The sequence below is a fragment of the Streptomyces sp. NPDC055287 genome (assembly GCF_053646035.1).
This window is the reverse complement of record NZ_JBSHNE010000008.1, coordinates 36,025-57,327: the sequence shown is the minus strand read 5'-3', so window position 1 is coordinate 57,327 and position 21,303 is coordinate 36,025. Positions and strand designations below refer to the sequence as shown.

General features: G+C 71.8%; 16 protein-coding genes and 2 pseudogenes. 5 read left to right on the top strand and 13 right to left on the bottom strand.

Annotation, left to right across the window (positions count from 1 at the left end; translation table 11 throughout):
• Positions 1-28: 28 nt before the first annotated feature.
• From ACWIHY_RS15115 to rsmI, 9 genes are all read right to left on the bottom strand, one after another.
• Positions 29-1,876, bottom strand: a complete 1,848-nt coding sequence (locus ACWIHY_RS15115; protein WP_454376098.1) for an outer membrane protein assembly factor BamB family protein — start codon at positions 1,874-1,876, stop codon at positions 29-31.
• A gap of 229 nt (positions 1,877-2,105) precedes the next feature.
• Entirely contained in the window at positions 2,106-3,908 is a 1,803-nt protein-coding gene (locus ACWIHY_RS15110; protein ID WP_454376097.1) for an ABC-F family ATP-binding cassette domain-containing protein, read from the bottom strand.
• Between the two features lie 102 nt (positions 3,909-4,010).
• The gene (locus ACWIHY_RS15105; protein ID WP_454376096.1) at positions 4,011-5,345 is read right to left on the bottom strand and encodes an acyltransferase family protein; all 1,335 of its coding nucleotides are present in this window, start codon (positions 5,343-5,345) and stop codon (positions 4,011-4,013) included.
• An 81-nt stretch (positions 5,346-5,426) separates the two neighbouring features.
• On the bottom strand, positions 5,427-6,326 hold the full coding sequence (locus ACWIHY_RS15100; protein WP_454376095.1) for a 4-(cytidine 5'-diphospho)-2-C-methyl-D-erythritol kinase: 900 nt from the start codon (positions 6,324-6,326) through the stop codon (positions 5,427-5,429).
• Positions 6,323-7,216 carry a 16S rRNA (adenine(1518)-N(6)/adenine(1519)-N(6))-dimethyltransferase RsmA gene (rsmA, locus tag ACWIHY_RS15095; RefSeq protein ID WP_454376094.1) on the bottom strand — a complete coding sequence of 298 codons (894 nt, stop codon included), beginning with the start codon at positions 7,214-7,216 and terminating at the stop codon, positions 6,323-6,325. The genes ACWIHY_RS15100 and rsmA overlap by 4 nt, the downstream gene beginning before the upstream one ends.
• A 350-nt stretch (positions 7,217-7,566) precedes the next feature.
• Positions 7,567-8,940: a ubiquitin-like domain-containing protein gene (locus tag ACWIHY_RS15090; protein WP_454376297.1), complete on the bottom strand. Its 1,374-nt coding sequence runs from the start codon at positions 8,938-8,940 to the stop codon at positions 7,567-7,569.
• A gap of 188 nt (positions 8,941-9,128) precedes the next feature.
• Positions 9,129-9,998 (bottom strand): TatD family hydrolase, encoded by an 870-nt coding sequence (locus ACWIHY_RS15085; protein WP_454376093.1) that lies wholly within the window; start codon positions 9,996-9,998, stop codon positions 9,129-9,131.
• 64 nt (positions 9,999-10,062) lie between these two features.
• Positions 10,063-10,470 carry a hypothetical protein gene (locus ACWIHY_RS15080; protein ID WP_454376092.1) on the bottom strand — a complete coding sequence of 136 codons (408 nt, stop codon included), beginning with the start codon at positions 10,468-10,470 and terminating at the stop codon, positions 10,063-10,065.
• Positions 10,471-10,608: 138 nt separating this feature from the next.
• A complete protein-coding gene (gene rsmI / locus ACWIHY_RS15075; protein WP_454376091.1) occupies positions 10,609-11,538 on the bottom strand; it encodes a 16S rRNA (cytidine(1402)-2'-O)-methyltransferase in 930 nt (309 codons plus the stop codon).
• Between the two features lie 61 nt (positions 11,539-11,599).
• On the opposite strand from rsmI, the gene ACWIHY_RS15070 reads away from it, so the two are divergent.
• From ACWIHY_RS15070 to ACWIHY_RS15050, 5 genes and pseudogenes are all read left to right on the top strand, one after another.
• Positions 11,600-13,321, top strand: coding sequence for a dolichyl-phosphate-mannose--protein mannosyltransferase (locus ACWIHY_RS15070; protein WP_454376090.1), 1,722 nt, complete (start codon positions 11,600-11,602; stop codon positions 13,319-13,321).
• A 177-nt stretch (positions 13,322-13,498) separates the two neighbouring features.
• Entirely contained in the window at positions 13,499-14,314 is an 816-nt protein-coding gene (locus tag ACWIHY_RS15065) for a DUF899 family protein (protein ID WP_454376089.1), read from the top strand.
• A 137-nt stretch (positions 14,315-14,451) separates the two neighbouring features.
• Positions 14,452-16,083, top strand: coding sequence for a penicillin-binding transpeptidase domain-containing protein (locus ACWIHY_RS15060; protein ID WP_454376088.1), 1,632 nt, complete (start codon positions 14,452-14,454; stop codon positions 16,081-16,083).
• 129 nt (positions 16,084-16,212) lie between these two features.
• Positions 16,213-16,368 (top strand): annotated as a pseudogene (locus ACWIHY_RS15055) (YbaK/EbsC family protein); the annotation flags it as partial.
• Positions 16,365-17,210: an EamA family transporter gene (locus ACWIHY_RS15050; RefSeq protein ID WP_454376087.1), complete on the top strand. Its 846-nt coding sequence runs from the start codon at positions 16,365-16,367 to the stop codon at positions 17,208-17,210. The pseudogene ACWIHY_RS15055 and the gene ACWIHY_RS15050, both read left to right, overlap by 4 nt.
• Before the next feature lie 84 nt (positions 17,211-17,294).
• Here the strand turns inward: ACWIHY_RS15050 and ACWIHY_RS15045 are convergent, their stop codons facing one another.
• From ACWIHY_RS15045 to ACWIHY_RS15030, 4 genes and pseudogenes are all read right to left on the bottom strand, one after another.
• Complete coding sequence (locus ACWIHY_RS15045) at positions 17,295-18,464, bottom strand: serine hydrolase domain-containing protein (RefSeq protein ID WP_454376296.1); 1,170 nt, start codon at positions 18,462-18,464, stop codon at positions 17,295-17,297.
• A 137-nt stretch (positions 18,465-18,601) separates the two neighbouring features.
• Positions 18,602-19,357 (bottom strand): energy-coupling factor ABC transporter ATP-binding protein, encoded by a 756-nt coding sequence (locus ACWIHY_RS15040; protein WP_454376086.1) that lies wholly within the window; start codon positions 19,355-19,357, stop codon positions 18,602-18,604.
• The gene (gene cbiQ, locus ACWIHY_RS15035; protein ID WP_454376085.1) at positions 19,354-20,115 is read right to left on the bottom strand and encodes a cobalt ECF transporter T component CbiQ; all 762 of its coding nucleotides are present in this window, start codon (positions 20,113-20,115) and stop codon (positions 19,354-19,356) included. Before cbiQ ends, ACWIHY_RS15040 begins: the two co-directional genes overlap by 4 nt.
• Before the next feature lies 1 nt (position 20,116).
• A pseudogene (locus ACWIHY_RS15030) lies at positions 20,117-21,267 on the bottom strand (energy-coupling factor ABC transporter permease).
• Positions 21,268-21,303 lie beyond the last annotated feature (36 nt).

The window sequence follows — 21,303 nt, the reverse complement described above, 5'->3', positions numbered from 1 at the left end:
GGCGGACCGTGGGTTCAGTCACCGGTCGTCACTTGCCGAAGACCATCATGGTCTTCGCCTCCTTCTCCTCCTCGTCGTTGCTGGCGCTGACGCGGGAGGCGACGACGTAGAGCTGACCGCCTTCGTAGGCGACCTTCGTCGTGAAGAAGCCGTTCTCGATCTCGGCGGTCGACTGCGGGTTCTGGAGCAGCGTCTTCGGCTTCTTGGCGCCCGACGCGGGGATGGTCGCGAGCGCGCCGCCCTTGTCGTACGAGGCCTCCATGTGGACCAGGACCTCGCCGCCCTCCATCTTCAGCGGCATCATGGCGCGGTCGGTGCTCGGGGTACGCCACTTGGGCTTGCCGGTGTCGAGGTTGAAGGCGACGACCTCGTTGCTCTTCTCCAGGCCGCTCGACTTCTCTGCGGTCGCCATGTAGAAGGTGTTCGCGTCGGCGGCGACACCTGTGCAGCCCTCGAGGTTCTGGCCGAAGATGACGAAGCTGCCGCCGCACCGGGGCTGGAACTTGTCCTTGCCGCCGTCGATCTCGGAACGCAGCTTGCCGCCGTCGGTGAGCGCGATGACGCTCCAGGTCTTCTTCTCGCGTTCGGTCACGGACACGACGAGCGGGGAGACGGAGTAGACCTTGTCGACCTCCCAGCCCTTGGCCAGCGGGTAGCTCCACTTGACCTTGCCGGTGGCCGGGTCGTGCTCCTGGATCCGCTCGTGATGCTTGGCGGCCTCGCCGGTGGAGCAGGCCGCGGCGGCGATCAGCTTGGCGCTGCTCGTGAAGGCGTACGGCTGGCACTCACCGGCGAGCTTGCCCCACAGCTGCTTGCCGTCCTTCATGCTGAAGGCGGTGGAGTGGCCGGTGCGGCCTGCGGTGACGGTGTTGCCGCTGATGGCGATCGTGATGTCGGACAGGAGGTCGAACAGCCCCTCCTTCTTCACCTCGGCCTTCCAGCCCGCCTTGCCGGTCTTGAGGTCGATCATCTGCAGCTGGCTGCACTTGGCCTTGTCGGTGGTGCCGTCCTTGACGCCGATGACGATCTTGCCGTCGTCGGCTGCCTTCACGGGCGCCGCGCAGACCTCGGTGGAGAGCGGAAGCTTCCACTTCTCCTTGCCGTCCGTGGTGTTGTAGGCGGCGACCTGCTTGTACATCGCCTTGACGACGAGTCCGTCGGTGAACCACGGGCCGTAGACGTCGGAGCCGTTGCGCGGCAGGTCGATGTCGTTCTTCTGGAGCCACAGCACCTTGGACTCGCCCGCCTGGCGCCCGGCGTTCAGGTCGTCACCGGCGTCACGGCCGTCGGCGGAGTCGTCACCGGTGTCGCCGGTGGGCAGCCCGTCCGGCTTGTTGTCCTTGCTCCTGTCGGCGATGGGCCGCTGCTTCTTGCCGCCGTCGTCACCGCTGGTGGCGATGTAGATGCCGCCGACGACGACCAGGACCGCCGCGAGGGCCGCGCCGATGATGATCGCGGGCTTGCCCTTGAAGGGCCCGCCACCGCCGGAGCCCGGGGCGGGTGCGCCCGGGTAGCCGCCGTAGGGACCCGCCTGCTGCTGACCGTACGGGCCCGGCTGCTGCTGACCGTAGGGGCCGGGCTGCTGCTGACCGTACGGACCTGCCTGGCCCGGCTGCTGGCCGTACGGACCCGCCTGGCCGGGCTGCTGGCCCGGCTGGCCCGGGTAGCCGTACCCCGGCTGCGGCGCCTGCTGCGGCGGCGCCTGCGGGTAGCCGTATCCGGGCTGGGCCGGGGGCTGCTGGGGCGGGGCGGCCGGGGGCGTCGGCGGGGCCGGCGGCATCTGCGGCGGCTGGGCAGGCGGCTGGGGCGGCTGCTGCCGGGGGTCCTGGGGGGCTCCGAAGCCGCCCTGCGGCGGCTGGTTGGGCGGCTGAGACATCAGCGCTTACCTCTTCACACGAGACCGCCGCCCGTTCGGTCTCCCCCGCAATTCCGGCGGCGTAATTCCCCCAGAAAGGAGCGAATCGGGCTTGAGCCCCGCAGATCTACGTCAGTCGAGCGGGGCTTCTTTCTATCACTTGAACCCCTGCGAACGAGGGCCCGGTCCGCCCCTGTTCCCAAGGGAGGACCGGGCCGTGACGCGCTCGTTATTCGGCCTCGCGTATCTGCTACGCGTCCTCGGCGAGTTCCATCCAGCGCATCTCCAGCTCGTCGCGCCCGGCGACGAGTTCCCGCAGCTCGGCGTCGAGCAGGGCGACCTTCTCGAAGTCGGTGGCGTTGTCCGCGATTTGGGCGTGCAGCTTGGTCTCCTTGTCGGAGAGTTTGCCGAGCTGACGCTCGATCTTCTGCATTTCCTTCTGGGCGGCGCGGGCGTCACCGGACGCCTTCTTCTTCACGGGTGCGGCGACGGCGGCGGGGGCCGGGGCGGCGGCCTCGATCATCTGCCGCCTGCGCTCCAGGTACTCGTCCAGGCCGCGCGGCAGGTGGCGCAGCGTCCGGTCGCCGAGGAGCGCGTACACCTTGTCCGTGGTCCGCTCGATGAAGAATCGGTCGTGCGAAATGACGACCATCGACCCCGGCCAGCCGTCGAGAAGGTCCTCGAGCTGCGTCAGCGTCTCGATGTCGAGGTCGTTGGTCGGCTCGTCGAGGAAGAGCACGTTCGGCTCGTCCATCAGCAGCCGCAAAATCTGCAGTCGGCGCCGCTCACCGCCGGACAGGTCGCCGACCGGGGTCCACTGCTTCTCCTTGGTGAACCCGAACTGCTCGCACAGCTGACCCGCCGTCATCTCGCGTCCGGTGCCGAGGTCCACCCGGTCCCGTACGCGCTGAACGGCTTCGAGCACGCGCAGGTTCGGGTCGAGCTCGCCGACCTCCTGGGAGAGGTACGCGAGCTTCACGGTCTTGCCCACGACGACCTTGCCGGCGACCGGCTGGGTGTCGCCCTGGGTGCGGGACGCGTCGGCCAGGGCGCGCAGCAGCGACGTCTTGCCGGCGCCGTTGACTCCGACGAGGCCGACGCGGTCGCCGGGGCCGAGCTGCCAGGTGAGTTGCTTGAGCAGCACCTTGGGCCCGGCCTGGACGGTGACGTCCTCGAGATCGAAGACCGTCTTGCCGAGCCGCGAGTTGGCGAACTTCATCAGCGCGGAGGTGTCGCGGGGCGGCGGCACGTCGGCGATCAGCTCGTTGGCCGCCTCGACGCGGAAGCGCGGCTTCGACGTACGGGCGGGCGCGCCGCGGCGCAGCCACGCCAGCTCCTTGCGGACCAGGTTCTGGCGCTTGGTCTCCTCGGTCGCGGCGATGCGCTCGCGTTCGGCGCGGGCGAAGACGTAGTCGGAGTACCCGCCCTCGTACTCGTGGACGGCGCCGCGCTGCACGTCCCACATGCGGGTGCAGACCTGGTCGAGGAACCAGCGGTCGTGGGTGACGCAGACGAGCGCGGAGCGGCGCGACTGGAGGTGCTTGGCGAGCCAGGCGATGCCCTCGACGTCGAGGTGGTTGGTCGGCTCGTCGAGGACCAGCAGGTCCTGGTCGTCGATGAGGAGCTTGGCCAGCGCGATGCGGCGGCGCTCACCGCCGGACAGGGGCCCGATGACCGTTTCGAGCCCGTGCTCGAACCCGGGCAGGCTGAGCCCGCCGAAGAGGCCGTTCAGTACGTCGCGGATCTTGGCGGTGCCCGCCCACTCGTGGTCGGCGAGATCGCCGATGATCTCCTGCCGGACGGTCGCGGCGGGGTCGAGCGAATCGTGCTGCGTGAGGACGCCCAGACGCAGGCCGCCGCTGTGCGTGATGCGGCCGCCGTCGGCGTCCTCCAGCTTGGCGAGCATCCGGATGAGGGTCGTCTTGCCGTCGCCGTTACGGCCGACGACACCGATCCGGTCCCCCTCGGAGACGCCGAGGGACACGCCGTCGAGCAGGGCACGGGTGCCGTAGACCTTGCTGACGGCCTCGACGTTGACGAGGTTGACGGCCATGGGTGCGCGCTCCAGGGACGGGAAAGGGATAGACGCTCCAGCGTAGTCGCCCCCGCCGCCTCCCTGACGCCCACCCGGTACGCCGTGGCCCGTATCCCCGGGTCAGACGGCCCGCGCCCGCGTCACCCGGCCTGCCGTCTCGACCAGCAGCCAGCCGGCGAGGGCCATGGCGACCGCCGTGGGGGCGCTGACCCGTACGGCGATGAGCATGGCCGTACGGCCTTCCAGGAGGCCGCCGAAGCCCACCATCGACAGGCCGAGGACGCCGAGCAGGCACAGCGTGACCCCGACAGCGGCGGCGGGGCCGGCCAGGCGCCCGGGGGAAGCCGCCGGCGGATTCCCGGGCGCGGTCCGCTCGAAGGACCTGAACGCCGCCACGCACAGCGCGGTCAGGGCCGCCGCCGCCGCGAACCGCACCGGCACCTGCGCCCACCAGGCCGCACCGGCCGGTGCCGGCAGCGGCACGTCCAGGGCGAGCATCGCGCCGTACACACCGAGCATCGCGGTCAGGTGCCACAGGAACGCCGTCATCGCGATGCCGTTCGCGGCCACGACGGTGCGCCACACGCGCGGCCGCGCGACGAGGCGCGCGCCGGGGGCGCGCAGCAGCTCGACCGCGCCGACCAGCCACAGCCCGTGGGCGAGGAGGGCGAGCGTGGGCGGGGCCATGTTGCTGACCTTCTCGCCGGGCATTCCCACCATGCTCAGCGGGTACGGGCCGAACGCGACCAGCGCGGCGGCGCCCGCCAGGCCCGCGGCCGCGAGAGCGGCCGGCATCCGGATGCGGCCGTCGGCGCGCAGGAACCCCAGCTGGTGGACGGCGAGCCAGACGAAGGCGAAGTTGAGGAACTCGACGTACGGCACCCCGAACGCGAACCGCAGGACATCGACGCCCGCGGCGGCGAGGGCGAGCACGCCGAAGGCGGCCCAGCCGTGGCGCTCGTGCAGCTTGAGCAGGGGCGGCGTGAAGGCGACCATCGCCAGGTAGATCCCGATGAACCACAGCGGCTGGGCGACGAGGCGAAGCGCGACGCCGGTCAGCCCCCCATGGCCGCCGAGGAGCAGGATCGCGAGAGCGGCGGCGCCCCAGACCAGGACGAAGACCATGGTGGGCCGCAGCAGCCGCTGGAGGCGGGCCCGTACGAACACGGAGTACACCGCGGCCCCCGGGTGCTTGCGCCGCAGAGACCGGTACGAGAGCGCGTGCGAGAAGCCGCCGACGAAGAAGAAGACGGGCATGACCTGAAGCATCCAGGTCAAGACCTGGAGCTCGGGCACGACGGCCAGCAGATTGCCCACGCCGCCGTCGGCGGAGACGGCGGCCATCAGCCAGTGCCCGGCGACGACGGTGCCGAGCGAGGCGACGCGCAGCAGGTCGGTGTACCGGTCGCGCCCGGCGGGCGTCCGGTCGGCGAGCTCGCGAACACTGTTTCCCATGCGGGTACGCTCTCGCCCCCGCACAGCTGTCCGACAGGGCTCCCGTACTCATCTCCCGCCTGAGTACGAGAGCCCCGGACGTCAGCCGCCGACCACGGTCGCGCCCGCCGCGGGCGACTGCGCCACCCGGGCCGTGCGGCAGGTGCCGGAGGCGGTGAGGGCCGCGGCCACCGACTCCGCCGACTCCTGGTCCTTCGTCAGGAACGCCGTGGTCGGGCCCGAGCCCGAGACCAGGGCGGCCAGGGCCCCCGCCTCCGTACCGGCCGCCAGGGTGGCGGCGAGCGACGGGCGCAGAGAAAGGGCCGCGGGCTGGAGGTCATTGAGCAGGGCGCCCGCCAGGGCCGTCGCGTCGCCCGTGCGCAGGGCGTCCAGGAGAGCCGGTGACGCCACCGGGGCCGGGACGTCGGTGCCGGCCGTCAGGCGGTCGAACTCGCCGTACACGGCCGGCGTCGACAGCCCGCCGTCCGCGACCGCGAACACCCAGTGGAAGGCGCCGCCGACGTCGAGGGGCGTCAGGTTCTCGCCACGGCCCGTACCCAGCGCGGCCCCGCCGACCAGACTGAACGGCACGTCACTGCCCAACTCGGCGCAGATCTCCAGAAGCTCGGCCGCCGAGGACCCCGTACCCCACAGCTCGTCGCACGCCAGCAGCGCGCCCGCGCCGTCCGCGCTGCCGCCCGCCATGCCACCCGCGACCGGAATGTCCTTGGCGATGTGGATGTGCACGTCCGGCGACAGTCCGTGACGTGCGGCCAGCGCGATCGCCGCCCGCGCGGCGAGGTTTGTACGGTCCAGGGGAACCTGCCCGGCGTCCGGGCCCGAGCAGGTGACGCGCAGCGAGTCCGACGGCGTGACCGTGACCTCGTCGTACAGCCCCACCGCCAGGAAGACGTTCGCCAGGTCGTGGAAGCCGTCGGGGCGCGCCCCGCCCACCGCCAGCTGGACGTTGACCTTCGCGGGGACCCGGACCGTGACCGTCATGCCGCCGCTCCCTTGTTCTCGGCGATACGGGCGAACTCCTCCACGGTCAGCGACTCGCCCCGCGCCTGGGGCGATACGCCGGCCGCGACCAGTGCCGCCTCGGCCGCCGGGGCCGATCCGGCCCACCCGGCAAGCGCGGCCCGCAGCGTCTTGCGCCGCTGCGCGAACGCCGCGTCGACCACGGCGAAGACCTCCGCCTTCGAAGCCGACGTCTTGATCGGCTCGCTCCTGCGCACCAGCGAAACGAGCCCGGAATCCACATTCGGCGCGGGCCAGAAGACGTTCCGCCCAATGGATCCGGCCCGCTTCACGTCGGCGTACCAGCAGGCCTTCACCGACGGCACGCCGTACACCTTGTTGCCGGGCCGGGCCGCGAGCCGGTCGGCGACCTCGGCCTGGACCATGACCAGCGTCCGTTCGATGCTGGGGAAGCGCTCCAGCATGGTGAGCAGCACGGGGACGGCGACGTTGTACGGCAGATTCGCGACCAGCGCCGTGGGGGCGGGCCCGGGCAGCTCGGTCACCTGCATCGCGTCGGAGTGGACCAGCGCGAACCGCTCGGCCCGGTCGGGCATCCGGGCCGCGATCGTGGCGGGCAGCGCGGAGGCGAGCACGTCGTCGATCTCGACCGCGACGACGCGCTCGGCGGACTCCAGCAGCGCCAGGGTCAGCGAACCGAGCCCGGGCCCGACCTCGACCACCACATCGTCGGGCCGCACGCCGGCCGTCCGCACGATCCTGCGGACGGTATTCGCGTCGATGACGAAGTTCTGGCCGCGCTGCTTGGTCGGGCGTACGCCGAGCGCCGCCGCCAGTTCCCGGATGTCGGCGGGGCCCAGGAGGTCGTGCAGGGGCTCAGGAGGCGTCTCAGAAGGCTCAGTGCTGCTCACCGCTCAAGCCTAAAGGCCCCGGCACCCGCCTCCGCCCCGCACACCGAGCCCCCGGTACACCCCGGCACCCCCGCACACCCCGAGGTGCCAGGAGGGGACACGCCCCGGCACTTCCACAGGGCGCCGAACACAACCGGGGCCACCACCCCCGCTACCGCCACCGCCACACCGCACACACTCCGAGCTGCCAGGAGGGGACGTGCCGGGGCGCTCCCCGCAGGGTGTCGAACACAGCCTGGGCATCGCGCGCCGACCCCCGCCGGCACCCGAGGAGACGCCGCGGCGCGGCACCGACGCCGGAGCCACCGCTCCACCACGCCCCGTGAACCGAACCGTCGGCCCCGCCCGCCTCACCCCCGCAGCCTGCCGCCGCAGTGCGGCCACGGACTGGCCCCCCGCTGGACGTACAGCTTCTTCGCCCGGAACGTCTGCTCGCTCGCGCTGGCCTCCTGCGGCCGCCCGCTGCCGCCCAGTGCCTGCCAGGTCTGCGTGTCGAACTGGTAGAGGCCGCCGTAGTTGCCCGTCGGGTCCACCGCACCGGGCTGCCCCCCGGACTCGCAGTGGGCCAGCCCGTGCCAGTTGAGCCCGTCGGCCCCGGCCACGGACGCCGGCCTCTCCTTCGTACCCACCTTCACCCGCCGCGCGACCGGCTCGCGTGCGATCTCCTCCCCGACCCTCCTGGGCTGCTGCCGGACACCGTTGACGGTCCGCACGAAGTACGTCACCCTCCTCGCCCCCTGCTCGCCGGCCTGGACCACCACCTCGGTCCCCTTGAACAGCGAAGCGTCCTCGGTCCTCACCACGTCGAACGGAATGGGTACCTCGCGTACTTCCTCCGCGCCCCGGATCCGCATCACCGTGACCGTCTGCCCGTCGCGCGGGAAGCTGCCGGGCGGCACGGACGTGGTGTCCTGGCCGCGCAGGCTGATGCCTGCCTCCGCGAGCGCCTCGCCGACCGTCGCGGCGTTCGTACGGATCGTCCGCTCGCGCCCGTCCGCCATGAACGTCACGGTCCGCTCGGTGCGTACGTCCAGAGCGAGCCCGGCGCGCCCGATCTCCAGGGAGCGCGAGGCGGAGAGGTACGCGCCCTCCGCGCGCACCCCGAGCTGGCGCAGTGCGCCCTCGACCGTACGGGCGGTGGTCCACACCCGGCGCCGCTGCCCGTCCAGGGTCAGCGTGACGGGACGCCCGTACCGGACCACGATCTCGTCGCCGCTGGCCAGAGCCGCGCCGGGGGCGGGGGCCACCAGGTCGTGCGCCCCCACCTCCACACCCTCGTCCTCCAGCAGCTCGGTGACGTCGTCGGCGAAGGTGTGCATCGTGCGGGGTACGCCGTCGACGCTGAGCTTGACCGCCTTGTCACTCGCCACGAACGCCGAGGTGCCGCCTGCCAGGAACGCGACGACGAGCGCTTGCGGGAGGAGTCGGCGCAGCCTCTCGGGCCGCTCGGCGCCCTTGCGGCGCCTGGCGGCCCGCCGGGCCGCCGCCCGGCCGCCGTGCCCGACGCCCACGAGGGTGGCCGTGAGCGTGCCGGGGTTCTGACGCGGCAGCCGCTGGAGCTCGTACGCCGGCACGTACGGGTCGGCGCCGTACCCGTCCGGGCCGTACCCCACCGCCCCGTACTCCACCGTGTCGCACTCCGCCACGTCGGCGCCGTACCCCACCGCCCCGTACCCCACCGCGCCATACCCCACCGTGTCGCACTCAGCCGCGTCGTACCCCACCGCGCCGTACTCCACCGTGCGGCGGTCGCTGCCGCGCGTCGCCCGGTGACTGCCCTGCGAATTGCCCACGACGCTCCAGAAGTCCGGTCCGTCCCGATGACGCTGCGGGCCGGGACACTAGCGGAGCCGTCGTCACTCTCCAAAGCAACACGACCACGAAGAGTCGCGACATTGCCTGAGGAGGGCCGTCAGTAGTCGAACGCGCGTGCCGTGTTCGCGGCGAGGGCAGCCGTCAGGACGTCCTCCTCGATGCCCCTGACCGCCGCCATCGCGCGTACGGTGACCGGAATGAGATACGGGGCGTTGGGCCGTCCGCGGTACGGCGCCGGGGTCAGGAACGGCGCGTCCGTCTCGACGAGCACCAGTTCCAACGGCGCGACGGCGAGCGCGTCCCGCAGGGGCTGGGCGTTCTTGAAGGTCATGTTTCCGGCGAAGGACATGAAGTAGCCCTTACGGGCGCAGATTTCCGCCATGGCGGCGTCGCCGGAGTAGCAGTGGAAGACGGTGCGCTCGGGGGCGCCCTCCTCGTCGAGGACGCGCAGTACGTCCTCGTGCGCCTCGCGGTCGTGGATGACGAGTGCCTTGCCGTGCCGCTTGGCGATCTCGATGTGGGCCCGGAAGGACCGCTCCTGGGCGGCCATGCCCTCGGGCCCCGTACGGAAGTAGTCGAGGCCGGTCTCGCCGACGCCCCGCACGTACGGGAGGGAGGCCAGCCGGTCGATCTCGGTGAGCGCGTCGTCGAGGGCGCCGTCCCCGCCCGGGATGCGCGCGCCCTGGCGCGACCAGCCGTCGGGGTCGCCCAGGACGATGCGCGGGGCTTCGTTGGGGTGCAGTGCGACGGCGGCGTGCACGTTCTCGTGGGCCGCGGCGGTCTCGGCCGCCCACTGCGAGCCCTTCACGTCGCAGCCCACCTGGACGACGGTGGTGACACCGACCGAGGCGGCCTTCGTCAGGGCCTCTTCGACGGTGCCGTCCTGCATGTCCAGGTGGGTGTGCGAATCGGCTACCTCTCCCCGGAGGGGCTCGGGCAGCGGTGGGAGTGCGTCCTTGGGGCTCATGGTCACGATCGTACGAAAGCCGGGTGCCCCTCCCGGCCCTCACGTGCCGCGGTGGTGGTGCCGGTCACTTCCGGTGCTGGAAGGGATGCAGCAGATCCGACGGGCGCCAGGCGTGCTTCACCCGCACCGGACCGGGGGCCTCCTCCATCACCGGTCCCGGGATTCCCACGACCGGTCCCAGCATGGGCGCGTCCACGACGGCAGACCGCAGCATTTCCCTGATCGACGAGACCTGCCCCGCCTGCATGATCCGCACGACATGCCCGCCGCAATTGAGACAGGTGGGACGGGACAGCGGCGAGGGCACCCGCTCGCCGTCAGCCGTGTAGACCACGAATTCGTGGCCATTGCCGTCGACGTGGTGGTGTATCTCGAAGGACTGCTCCCAGCCGTGCCCGCACCTCATGCAGGCGAAGGCATAGGCCTCGTGAACGGTGGTTCCTGCGCCGGCGGTGTCTGCGATCTCGCTCATGCCAGCTCCTTTCCACTGGTCCAGTGGACGCCTGTTTCGGCGGGAGCGCATCGGTGCCTGTCGAGATATGGACCGGTCTTGGCCTTTCCATGGAAAAAGGCCCGGTGCGCGGTCTGCGCTTTAGCTAGCTTTAACTATTCACGATAGTCCTTTACCGTCCGCGGAGCCCGTCCGTGCCGCATTCTTTGCCGCGACAACGGCATCGAACACCTCGCGCTTGGGAAGCCCCGCCTCGGCGGCGACCGCGGCGATCGCCTCCTTGCGCCGCTCCCCTGCCTCCTCGCGCACCTGCACCCTGCGCACCAGCTCCGCCGGCTCCAGATTCTGCGGTGCGTCGGAGGCGCCTTCGACGACGACGGTGATCTCGCCCCGTACCCCCTCGGCGGCCCATTCGGCGAGCGCCTTGAGCGGGCCCCGCTTCACTTCCTCGTACGTCTTGGTCAGCTCGCGGCACACGGCGGCCCTGCGCTCGTCGCCGAAGACCTCGGCCATCGCGGCGAGGGTGTCGTCGAGGCGGTGCGGGGCCTCGAAGAACACCATCGTCCGCCGCTCACCGACGACCTCCTTCAGCTTGCCGAGGCGCTCACCGCCCTTGCGGGGCAGGAAGCCCTCGAAGCAGAAGCGGTCGACGGGCAGGCCGGACAGGGCGAGGGCGGTCAGTACGGCGGAGGGGCCGGGCACCGCCGTGACCTTGATGTCCTTCTCGACGGCGGCGGCGACCAGCCGGTAGCCGGGGTCGGAGACCGACGGCATGCCCGCGTCGGTGACGAGCAGCACCCGCTTGCCGTCCTCCAGCGCCTCGACGAGTTCGGGCGTACGGGCGCTCTCGTTGCCCTCGAAGTACGACACGACACGCCCCGTCGTCTGTACGCCGAGCGCCTGCGTCAGCCGGCGCAGCCGCCGGGTGTCCTCGGCTGCCACGACGTCGGCCGTCGCGAGTTCGGCGGCGAGGCGGGGCGGCGCGTCGGCCACATCGCCGATGGGCGTTCCCGCGAGCACGAGCGTTCCGGCCGTTCCAGGCGCCGCCGTCGTTCGGGTCGTTCCGGTCGTTCCAGTCGTTCCAGTCACAAGAGCCATCCTCGCAGGGCGCGCACACGACGCGCACAGATGTGTTCCCTACGATGGCGCGGTGACCAGTACCGCGTCAGAAGCCCAGCAGGGCCGGGCCCCCGGGGAGCAGCCGCCGTCGTGGCAGCAGCGGCTGCGGCGATTCGGCTACGTACCCAGGCCCGTCATCGGGCTGCGCGAACGGCTCGTGCCGCCGTACAGTGCGCCCGGCACCCAGATCTGGAGAGTGCTCGGTGTGCCGCCCGTACTCGCGGGACACCTGGTGCGGTGGGCCGCGTGGGGCGGGCCGCTGCTAGTGGCGCTGGTCGCGGGGCTGCTGCGGTTCTGGAATCTGGGCAGCCCCAAGGCGGTGATATTCGACGAGACGTACTACGCGAAGGACGCCTGGGCGCTCATTCACCAGGGGTACGAGGGGCAGTGGCCCAAGGACATCGACAAGTCGGTCCTCGCCGACCCGTCGGGGGTCCCGGTCCCGGTCGAGCCGGGCTATGTGGTGCATCCGCCGGTCGGCAAGTGGGTCATCGGGCTCGGCGAACAGCTCTTCGGGTTCACGCCGTTCGGCTGGCGCTTCATGGTCTGCGTACTCGGCACGCTGTCGGTCCTGATGCTCTGCCGGATCGGCCGCCGGCTCTTCCGCTCGACGTTCCTGGGGTGCCTGGCGGGCGCGTTGCTGGCGGTGGACGGCCTGCACTTCGTGATGAGCCGCGCGGCGCTGCTCGACCAGGTGCTGATGTTCTTCGTACTGGGCGCGTTCGGCTGCCTTCTCATCGACCGGGACTGGGCGCGGCGCAGGCTCGCGGCGGCGCTCCCGTCGGACGACGACGGGGTACTGCGCCCGGACGTCGGGGTCGCGGACCGGCTGCGGCTCGGGTGGCGGCCGTGGCGGATCGCGGCGGGGCTGTGCCTGGGCCTGGCCTTCGGTACGAAGTGGAACGGCCTGTACATCCTGGCGGCGTTCGGCCTGATGACCGTGGTGTGGGACGTGGGCGCGCGCCGGACGGCAGGCGCGATGCAGCCGTACCTCGCGGTACTGAAGCGGGACATCACGCCGGCGTTCGTGTCGACGGTCGTGGTCACGTTCGTGACGTACGTCGCCTCCTGGACGGGCTGGATCGTCACCAAGGAGGGCTACTACCGGGACTGGGCGCAGGGCGCCGGCAAGGGCGGCAACTGGACGTGGCTGCCCGACTGGCTGCGCAGCCTGTGGCACTACGAGACCGAGGTCTTCAACTTCCACGTCAACCTGACGTCCGGTCACACCTACCAGTCCAACCCGTGGAGCTGGATCGTGGTGGGCCGCCCGGTCTCGTACTTCTACGAGTCGCCGAAACCCGGCGAGGAGGGCTGCCCGGCGAGCGAGACGAGCGACTGCGCCCAGGAGGTGCTGGCGCTCGGCACCCCGCTGCTGTGGTGGGCGGCGTGCTTCGCCGTCCTGTATGTGCTGTGGCGCTGGGCGTTCCGGCGCGACTGGCGGGCGGGAGCGATCGCGTGCGGCATCGCGGCGGGCTGGGTGCCCTGGTTCTTCTACCAGGAGCGGACGATCTTCCTCTTCTACGCCGTCGTGTTCGTGCCGTTCCTGTGCCTGGCGCTGGCGATGATGCTCGGCGCGATGCTGGGACGACCGGGCGCTCATGAGCGGCGGCGGGTGGCGGGGGCGGTCGGCGCGGGAGTGCTCGTACTCCTCATCATGTGGAACTTCATCTACTTCTGGCCGATCTACACCGGCCAGACGCTCCCGATGGACGAGTGGCGCAACCGCATCTGGCTGGACACCTGGGTTTAGCTGGGCGGGAGCACCAAAGGTCTGTGAACTCCTCGGCTCCGACGGGGTCCGCAGGCTCGGCCGAGGGGCGGGGCTCCCCCTGCCGCGATGAGTTCCGGCCTGGTCGCGGGTCTGCTCTGGTGAGGGTCGTAGGACGTCGTACGACGCTGCCCGGCACGAGACACCACGGAGGACACCATGACGACGACGCCCGGCAGCGCGAGCAGCAACCTCCCCGGCAAGCCGCCGGTCGTCGGCCTGTCCACCTGGCAGGCGGCACGCGAGGAGCTGCTGGTCCGCGAGAAGGCGCACACCCGTGAGGGCGACGCGATCGCCGCGGCCCGGCGGCGGCTGCCGATGGTCGAGCTCGACGGCGCGGTCGAGGTCACCGGCGTTGACGGGCCGGTCCCGTTCCTCGGTCTGTTCCGGGGTCGCGACGAGCTCGTGGTCTACAAGCACATGTGGTACGACGGCGCGCCGCACCAGGGGCAGTGCGAGGGCTGCACCACCACGGCCTGGCACGTGAAGGACGCCGTCTACCTCAACGCCCGGGGCGTCTCGTTCGCCGTCCTGACCTCGGGCCCCTGGGACGAGGTGGCTCCCTACGGCGCGTTCATGGGTTACACCCAGCCCTGGTACTCGGTGCGGGGCGTGGAGGCGCCGGTCGGCGGAGAAATGGGGCACATCGCCTGTTTCCTGCGCGACGGCGACCGCGTGTTCCTCACCTACTCCACGACGGGCCGCGGCAACGAGCCGGTCAACGGGTCCCTCGGCCTGCTCGACATGACGCCCTACGGCCGCGGCGAGGCGTGGGAGGACAACCCCGAGGGCCGGCCCGTGATCGGCGATGTCCACGAGGGGTACCCGTCCGAGGCCCGCCAGGCCTGCTGGTACTGGCGCTCGGACGCCGACGGCGTCGCCACCTGGGGCCCGACCAGCCGGCCCGTGCCGCAGTGGACCCGCCCCGGCGCGACCCCCGTGGAGACCCTCGGCCGGGACGGGCACCACCACTGACCGCACGTCGGCGCCGGGCGTCCGTCCCGGTCCTGTAACGGTCACCCCGGGCGTCCCTTCCGTCCCGTAGAGTGCGGTACTGCACTTCTTGAACACGTTCAGTTCAGGAGGGACTCCTGGGGAGGGGACTGCACACCATGCGCAGTGGAGCGAAAGTCGCCATAGTCGGCGGAGTTTTCCTGGTAGCGGCCGGAGGCGTGAGCTACGCGGCGTACTCCATGGTGAGCGGGGAGACCGGCGGTCCGGACGTCAACACCGTCTCGGCGCCGAAGAAGTCGGGACCGCCGAGCGCGGACGAGATCGCGCGGACCACGAAGGATTTCCTCGCCGCCTGGGCGAAGGGCGATGCCCTCGCGGCCGCGGAACTCACCGACAACGCCGCCACGGCGCGGCCCGCGCTGTCCGCCTACCGCGACGAGGCGCACATCAGTGAGGTGAAGCTGACGCCGGGCACGGCGGTGGGGACGAAGGTGCCGTTCACCGCCGAGGCGACGGTGACGTACAAGGGCCGAAGCAAGGCGTTCTCGTACGAGTCGGAACTGACGGTCGTGCGCGGGCTCACCTCGGGCAAGGCGCTGGTCGACTGGAAGCCGACCGTCCTCCATCCGGACCTGAAGGACGGCGAGATACTGCGGACGGGCCAGGCCTCGGCCCCGCCCATCAAGGCGGTCGACCGCGACGGCAACGAGCTGACGGCGGCGAAGTTCCCGTCGCTCGGGCCCGTTCTGGACGCCCTGCGGGAGAAGTACGGCGAGAAGGCGGGCGGGACGCCGGGCGTGGAGCTGGCGATCGAGAGCGGCAGCGACAACGGCGTCGCCCCTCGCACGGTGCTCACGCTCACCAAGGGCAAGCCGGGCAGGCTGCCGACCACGCTGGACGCGGGCGTGCAGGCTGCGGCCGAGACGGCGGTGAAGCAGCACAGCGAGGCCTCGGTCGCGGCGGTGAAGCCGAGCACGGGCGAAATCCTGGCGATCGCCAACAATCGCGAGGACGCCTACAACGCGGCGGTCCTCGGCAAGCAGGCGCCGGGCTCCACCCTGAAGATCGTGACGGCCACGATGCTGATGGAGAAGGGCCTGGCCGGCGCGGACCGCAAGGCGGAATGCCCGAAGACCGCGATGTATCAGGGCACCACCTTCAAGAACCTGGACGACTTCGACATCCCGGACGGCACCTTCTCCACCAGCTTCGCCCGCTCCTGCAACACCGCTTTCATCAAGCTGATCGACGACACCAAGGACGACGCGGCGCTCCCCAAAACGGCGAGTGAGGTCTTCGGGCTCGGCCTCGACTGGCAGACCGGGATCATCACGGCCGACGGTACGATCCCGGAAGCCTCCGGTGGCGAGGCGGCGGCGCAGTACATCGGGCAGGGCACGGTCCAGATGAACGCCCTCAACATGGCGTCGGTCACCGCCACTGCCAAGGCCGGCACGTTCAGGCAGCCGATCATCGTGCCGCGGTCGCTCGACGGCCGGGAGCTGGCCGAGGCATCCCGTTCCATGTCCCCTTCCGTGCACAGCCAGTTGGTCGCCATGATGCGGCAGACGGCCACGGCGTCCTGGGGTACGGGCACGCAGGCGATGGCCTCGGTCGGCGGCGACAAGGGCGCGAAGACCGGTTCGGCGGAGGTCGACGGGCAGGGCAGGTCCAACAGCTGGTTCGCCGGGTTCAGCGACGACGTGGCGGCAGCGGCGTCCGTCGAGTCGGGCGGCCACGGCGGCGACGCTGCGGGACCGCTGGTGGCGGCGGTACTGCGGGCCGGCTGACCGGCGGCCGCACAACCGGCTCGCATGGCCCGTACAACTACCGCTAGCGTGCGGGCCATGAGCACTCCGCAATCCACGCACCGGACGGCGGCCCGCCCCCGGTTCGCCGAAGCCCCGCCCACGCCCGGTACGAAGGCGCGGGTGCCGGCCGACCGGGGGCTGCCCGGCCGCGCGGTGGTGCGGGCGGCGGCGGGTACCTCGCCCACCGTCTTCCCGATGGAGCCGAAGACCCTCGTCGCCCGGGCGGGCGGCGCGCCGGTGGACATACGCGAGCAGCGCAAGTGACGCCCGTCGTCGCGGCGGCGGTCCTGATCGCCGCGTTCACGCACGCCAGTTGGAACGCCCTCGCGCACCACATCAAGGACCAGCTGCTCTCCTTCACGCTCATCTCGGGCGGCGGAGCACTGATCGGCCTGGCGGCGGCCGCGTTCGTGCCGTTCCCGGCGGCGGGGGCCTGGCCCTACCTGTTCGCCTCCGCCGCGCTCCACGTGGCGTACATGGCGCTGCTCATGCGGTCGTTCACGCTCGGGGACTTCGGGCAGATGTACCCGATCGCGCGGGGCACGGCGCCGCTGGTGGTGACGGTGCTGGCGGCGGTGTTCGTCGGAGAGGTCCCGGGCGGCTGGCAGACGGCGGGCGTGGCGGTGGCGTGCGCGGGCCTGGTCGGCGTGGCCCTGTGGGGTATCCGGGGCTCGCGCCCGCACTGGCCGGCGCTGGTGGCGGCGCTCGCCACCGGCCTGTCGATCGCGGCGTACACCGTGGTGGACGGCGTGGGTGTGCGCGCGTCGGGCTCACCGCTGGGGTACATCGCGTGGCTGATGATCCTCGAGGGCCTCGCGATCCCGGCGTACACCTTCTACCGCCGCCGCTCCGAACTCCTGGCCCAGCTGCGGCCGCTGGCCGGGCGGGGCCTGCTGGGCGCGGCCCTGTCCGTCGCGGCGTACGGCCTGGTCCTGTGGGCGCAGACGCGCGCTCCGCTGGCGCCGATCGCGGCGCTGCGGGAGTCGTCGATCATCGTGGGCGCGGCGATCGGCGCGCTGTTCTTCAAGGAACGCTTCGGTGCGCCGAGAATCGCGGCGGCGGGCCTGATGGTGATCGGAATCGGCCTGATGCTCCACACGGGCTGACCCGTCGGCATCTCACCGGATCACGCGGCGGATCAGACGGCGGATCACGCCGGAGCACGCAGCGGATCGCCGATCGCCCCGTGGTCACCCGGCGGACCGGACGGCGGACCGCACCGCCGCGACCAGCGCCTGTGCGCGCGGGTCGGCGGTGACCCCCTTCTGGAGCCCGTTGGTCACGTACCCGAAGGCGATCCCCGATTCGGGATCGGCGAACCCGAGCGAGCCGCCCCGGCCCGGGTGTCCGAACGAGCCGGGCGCGAGCAGGGGCGCACCGGAGCCGTGCAGCATGAACCCGAGGCCGAAACGGGTGTTGACGACCAGGACCCGGTCCGGGCCCTCCGACTCCTCGGTGCGGGCCAGCGTGAGTGTGGCCGGGGCGAACAGCCGGTGCCCGTCGACCTCGCCGATCATCGCCGCGTAGCACCGCGCGAGCGCCCGCGCGGTGGAAATGCCGCCGGACGCGGGGAGTTCGGCCGCCCGGTACGCCGGGTCGTTCTCGTCCGCGAGCGGATCGATCGCCCCGAACGCGCGCCGGGTGAGCGAGCCCGGGTCCGCGTACGCCTCGCTCACGCTCCGCTTGGGCCGCAGCCGCAGCGTCCCGCCGCCCAGGGGCGGCGCCTCGACGGGTCCGATCCGGCCCACCCGGTGTGCCTCGTCCGCCGGCAGCCCGACCCAGAAATCGAGGCCCAGCGGCCGGGCTATCTCCTCGGCGATCCAACGCCCGACGGTGCGGCCCGTCACGCGCTTCACGAGCTCACCGACGAGCCAGCTGTACGTCTGCGCGTGGTAGCCGTGCTCGGTGCCGGGTTCCCAGGCGGGCGCCTGAGCGGCGACGGCGCGGGGCCCGGACTCGCCGTCGATCGCCTCGACGGGCGTCAACGGGCGGTCGAGCGCCGGTACACCCGCCCGGTGGGACAACAGATGGCGTACGAGCACGCGCTCCTTGCCGTTCGCCTTGAACTCGGGCCAGTACGTGGCCACGGGGGCGTCCAGGTCGATCTGGCCACGCTGGTGGAGGAGCAGAGGCACGGCGGCGGCGACTCCCTTGGTCGCGGACCGTACGATCTGGGCGGTGTCGACGGCCCACGGCTCCGTGCCGTCCACGTCGCGGGTTCCGGCCCAGAGGTCGGCCACCTTGTGGCCGTGGCGGTAGACGGCGACCGCGGCGCCGCGCTCGCCGCGTTGCCCGAAGTTGCGTACGAACGCGTCCCTGACCGGTTCGAATCCGGCAGCCACCGTGCCCCGTGCATCCACTACTGCGCTCGCGCTCATCCCCCCATGGTGCAACGGCCCTGCCGGGCGGGGTGGCGTGGGGGTGTGGGTGCGGCAGCATCCGGCCCGTCCGGCGTTTGAGGGCAGCCCGGAGGGCGTCCCGGGGTCGCCCCTCGGCCCTACGCCTCCACCCGCACCGACCCCGGGTCGAACCCGAACGGCAGCTCCAGCCGGTGTTCCCGCATCACCGCGTCGTCCGACAGCAGCTCCTGCGTCCGACCGTCCGCCACGATCACGCCTCCGCTGAGGATCACGGAGCGCGGGCACAGTTCCAGCGCGTACGGCAGGTCGTGCGTGACCATGAGCACCGTCACGTCCAACGACCGCAGGACGTCCGCCAGTTCGCGCCGCGACGCCGGGTCCAGATTGGACGACGGCTCGTCCAGTACCAGGATCTCCGGCTCCATCGCGAGCACGGTCGCGACAGCCACTCTCCGCCGCTGCCCGAACGACAAATGGTGCGGCGGCCGGTCCGCGTACCGCGCCATGCCCACCCGTTCCAGCGCCGCCGTCACGCACGCCTCCAGCTCCGCGCCGCGCATCCCCGCCGCCGCCGGTCCGAAGGCCACGTCCTCGCGGACCGTCGGCATGAAGAGCTGGTCGTCGGGGTCCTGGAAGACGATGCCGACCCTGCGCCGGATCTCGGCGAGGTGCCGCTTCCCGACGGGCAGCCCCGCCACGGTCACGGAACCCGCGCCGGCCGTGAGGATGCCGTTGAGGTGCAGTACGAGCGTGGTCTTGCCCGCGCCGTTCGGCCCGAGCAGCGCGACACGCTCCCCGCGCGCGACGTTCAGGTCGACGCCGAAGAGGGCCTGGTGGCCGTCGGGGTAGGCGTACGCGAGGCCGCTGACCTCAAGGGACATGGTGGTGGTCATAGCGTCCATCCCAGCAGACAGACCGCGAACGCCGACACCGGGAGCGCCGCCGCGTACGACCACTGCGCCCGTGTCGCGGTCACTTCGTCGATCACCGGCATGGTGCCGGTGTACCCCCTGCTGACCATGGCCAGATGCACGCGCTCGCCTCTCTCGTACGAGCGGATGAAGAGCGCACCCGCCGTCTTGCCCAGGACGCCCCAGTGGCGCACGCCCCGCGCCTCGAATCCGCGCGAGCGCCGGGCGATCGACATCCGGCGCATCTCGTCGGTGATCACATCGCCGTACCGGATCATGAACGACGCGATCTGTACGAGGAGCGGCGGCAACTTCAGCCGCTGGAGGCCCAGCAGCAGCGAGCGCAGCTCCGTCGTCGACGCGAGGAGCACGGACGCGGCGACGCCCAGTGTGCCCTTGGCCAGGACGTTCCAGGCGCCCCACAGGCCCGAGACGCTCAGCGACACGCCGAGCACCTCCACGCGTTCCCCCTGCGCCACGAAGGGCATGAGCACCGCGAACGCCACGAAGGGCACCTCGATGAGCAGCCGCTTCAGCAGAAACCCGGCCGGTACGCGCGCCGCGTACGCGACCCCGCCGAGCAGCGCGGCGTACAGCGCGAACGCCCACATCGCCTCGCGCGGCGTGGAGACGACGACGAGCACGAAGCAGAACACGGCGGCGAGCTTGCAGTGCGGCGGCAGCGCGTGCACCGGGCTGTGCCCGTGCCGGTAGAGCTTGTGGGCGTGGCCCGCGCCCATGTCAGGCGGTTTCCTTTTCCTCGGTGCGCGCCGGCGTGACCACGACCGCCGACTCATGCTGCCCGCGGCGGCGCCGCACCGTCCAGAAGACGCCGCTGCCGACGGCGACGGTCGCGCCGACGCCCACGACGCCCGCGAGGCCGCCGGAGATCCGGCCGTCGCTGATGCCGCTGACGCTGTAGTCGGCGAGCGGGGAATCGGCGACGGCGTGCTCCTCGACCTTCTTGTCGATGCCCTGGTCGGCGGCGACCTTCTCCAGTCCGTCGGGGCTGGCGGACGCATAGAACGAGACGAACCCGGCGAGGACGACCGCGGAGGCCAGCCCCGCGCCCCAGACCTTGCGGGTGGAGCGCGCGGCGGCCGGAGCCGGGGCCTCCGCCGGGGCCGCGTCCACCAGCTCACCGCCCACCAGCAGCTTGAGCGGCGCGGACAGACCGCGCGCGCCGTGCACGAGGTCCGGGCGTACGGCGATGACGGCGCCCACGGTCAGCGCGGTGATCGCGGCCTCGCCGATGCCGATGAGGACGTGTACGCCGACCATCGCGGTCAGTACCTTGCCGAGCGGTACGTCCGTCGTACCCCCGACGGCGTAGATCAGCGTGAAGGCCGCGGCGGCCGCGGGCACGGACACGAGGGCGGCGACGAACGCGGAGGCGGTGACCGATGAGCGGCGGCGCGGCAGCACCTTCACGAGCCCGCGGAAGAGCGCGTACGCGACGATCACGGTCACGACGCCCATGACGGTGATGTTGACGCCCAGCGCGGTGAGCCCGCCGTCCGCGAACAGGATGCCCTGCATCAGCAGCACGACCGAGATGCAGAGCACACCGGTGAACGGGCCGACGAGTATCGCGGCGAGCGCGCCACCGAGCAGATGCCCGCTGGTGCCGGCCGCTACGGGGAAGTTGAGCATCTGTACGGCGAAGATGAACGCGGCGACGAGCCCGGCGAGCGGGGCGGTCCGCTCGTCCAGCTCACGGCGCGCTCCGCGCAGGCTGACGGCGACGGCGGCCACGGCTGCGACACCCGCCACAGCTGAGACAGGTGTACTGATGAATCCGTCGGGGACATGCATGGGGAGGCTCCGCTTCCTGCGGTGTGGCGAACCGTTCGATGATAGTGCCCTCTTGCAAAGAGGTCGCAAGAGCGCACTGGTCACAAATAAAGCGGAGCGCGCGCCCCAAAATA